The organism is Pseudochrobactrum asaccharolyticum (assembly GCF_003314995.1).
In the GTDB taxonomy this organism is placed as follows: Bacteria; Pseudomonadota; Alphaproteobacteria; order Rhizobiales; family Rhizobiaceae; genus Pseudochrobactrum; species Pseudochrobactrum asaccharolyticum.
Window position 1 is genome coordinate 1 of record NZ_QNRH01000029.1, and the last position, 2,875, is coordinate 2,875.

At 43.4% G+C, this 2,875-nt stretch carries 2 protein-coding genes; both read right to left on the reverse strand.

Going from position 1 to position 2,875, the window contains the following annotated elements; genetic code table 11:
• Window positions 1-404: 404 nt before the first annotated feature.
• Entirely contained in the window at window positions 405-2,255 is a 1,851-nt protein-coding gene (locus tag DFR47_RS21405; RefSeq protein WP_245416682.1) for a sensor histidine kinase, read from the reverse strand.
• The coding region (locus DFR47_RS21410; RefSeq protein WP_210207365.1) for a LuxR C-terminal-related transcriptional regulator at window positions 2,252-2,875 on the reverse strand (624 nt) is incomplete at its 5' end. The genes DFR47_RS21405 and DFR47_RS21410, both read right to left, overlap by 4 nt.

The window sequence follows — 2,875 nt, forward strand, 5'->3', positions numbered from 1 at the left end:
GGACAGACTGTAAACGCCGATAGCCCTGTCTCTTGTGGGCAGGGTTATTTTAAAATCTTATATAATTATTATTTGTGATTTTGGTTGCGGGGGCACGCAACTACCGATACCGACACTTATTCTCAATTGGAATTTAAGCCTTATCTATTAGAATAAGCAACCGAATTGATGTCACACAAATAACTTTCCATTTGTGGAATACACGTTACTAAAATTTTCAGTGCTACATTAGAAAATATAGCTATTTCACTAGATGTAATAAGCGGAGACGCGCAGCACGCCACTACCGCGCCTAAACACACTTAAAAAGTTGCGTTGATAGATATCTAGCCGCCTTATCAGCTAGCTGGTCTATGGAGAGACAAAATAGCTGGCACAACTTTAATGTCCGTGACTATCGGAAATTAAAGTTGTGCCATAATCACTTTTACGACGGTTTTTCCTGGCATTGATGAAATTTCTAACTTGCCACCAACTTTGAGAATTCTTGTCGTCATACTTCTCATACCAACACTGATATTAGCTGTTTGTACCGCTAAAACATCAAACCCAATACCGTCATCTTCTACCTCAAGTACGAGTTCATTTGGGCTTTGCTGCTGTAACCGAAAGCACATCTGCTGCGCTCGACTATGCTTTATGAGGTTTGTTAATGCCTCTTCAACAACACGTGTGAGTGCCAGACATTGTAACGTGCTAGGTGTACTCCGCCAAGCCGATGGAAATTGCCAGTCGGACTTAATGCCAAGCTCATCAAAAAGAATGCTAAACCGATGACGTAACGGGGCAATCCATTCCTGCGGCGTAGCTGGAACTTTAGTGCTAGGGCTGGAATTATGATCGATGGTTTGACGCAAGTCATCCCGAAGCAATTTCAACATTGAAATGACTTGAGGACGGTGAACCTGCTCACTGCCTTGTTCAACTTTTGCCATCATATGAACGAGCGTTCCACCGATACCGTCATGAAGATCATGGGCGATATCCAAACGCTCTCTTAATTTTGCATTTTTTAGCTCTAAGAAATGTTCTCGCTCTAATGTAACGGCTAGTTCTGAACGTGCGTTCGCAATGCTCTCGGCTAATTCAACATTAAACCGTTCAATGCGTCTGACATTATGCGCCTGACGCAGCCCCAGTATCCCCGCCAGGCACAATGTGATGACAATATTCGCATATGGCAATATTGGAAATTTTTCCGGATCAGGCCGAAAGAGGAGAAGCGCATCGTACTGAATCGTCACGAAAAGTACCAATAAGCAAATTGAGAACAAAAAATATTCGTTATTGCGCTTTTGAAACGTCAATACCGGAAACTGCAAACAGTTAAACAAGAAAAAGCCTAATGCAACGAGTACACTCGATATTTGGATCGCACCAAGATAATCTTGTGGTGTAAGAATGAGTGCGCCAATAAATACGCTAAACCCCCCCCATAAAAAGCGTTCATAACGCTTTAAAACCAGCTCGCCAAAGCGCAATGTAAACATGCAGAAACATGCAATATTCAGCAATAAAGCAATTGCGTTAGCTCTTACGAATGTTACAGAATTCGAAAAAGGCCAAGGCGTGGTCACAAGAATATTAGCTATGAAGACAAGCCAGAACAGTGACGAAAATGCATACCACCCGTAGTAGGTCTGGTCACGGCGTATGATCCAGATACAAAAAAACAAGATACCGATAACGCCGGAAACTATCACATTTGCAACATATAAAGTACGTTGCCGCCACCAGTAGTTGTCATAAATATTTTGGACCTGCGTTGGCTCACCAATGATAACAGAGCCTAGCCCAAGTGCTTGTCCTTTGACACCAACAGTTTTAACCCAAAGTGTATTGATACCTTCAGTCAGCCATGCATTATGCAGAACCCAATAGCGCGGCATATTCCAGCTACGCGATAATGGTTCTGTCAGATTCTTATCACGCCAGAGAAAATGGTCATTAACGAAAACCTCTCCGGCCATATTGATTGTCTGTATGAACAATGCAACAGGATTATGACCTGCTTCAGAACATGTCTGTCGCCAATGAATGCGATACCAAACTTCATCTGAATATTCTGAATGTAGTTGGTTCCAATAATTTGGTAAAGTTACGGCTTCCCACCGTAAATTTTCAGATTTACGTCCACCAGGACCAGCTTTTGCGGCAGAAATATCAATGATCTCTGCGGAACATTGCGCTGAAGTGCTCTCTGCCAAAGCTGGCATAGCAAAAAGGCCAAAACATATAATAAGCAGCCACTTCACTTTAACAAACCACGCTCTCTCGCCGCATGAATAGCACGTGTGCGTGAAGAGACTGCGAGTTTTCGGTAAATATGTTTAATATGGCATTCAACTGTATAGCGCGACAAAGAAAGATGGTCTGCAATATCCTTATTGCCAAGTCCGTCGGCAACCAGCAATAAAATTTGATTTTCGCGTGCCGTCAAAACTTGCTGACATAAGTCTTTATTGTCTCCGTCTTTTTCAGGGGCTTTGGAAGGCAGTTCATCGATAATTCGCTTTGCAATAAAAGGATCTATCGGCGCACCACCGCGTAAAACACTACGCAATGCAATAGCAATCTCCAGATCATCCCGCTCTTTAAGCACATAACCGACAGCACCGGCGCGCAAAGCACCTAGAATGACGTCCTCTGTGGCCCATGCCGAGATAACCAAAATGGAGAGGCCAGGATCACTCGTATTCAACTCGGAGATCAAATCGATACCACTACCATCCGGCAAGCCAATATCGATCAATGCTAGTGCGACAGGCTGGTCTGACAAATGCGCGCGCGCTTCACTCAGTGAAGCAGCAAAAATAAGGGCGTCAATTTTATAGCCAAATTGTAGTAGAAGATTTTCCAGCCTCAAGCGAACCTG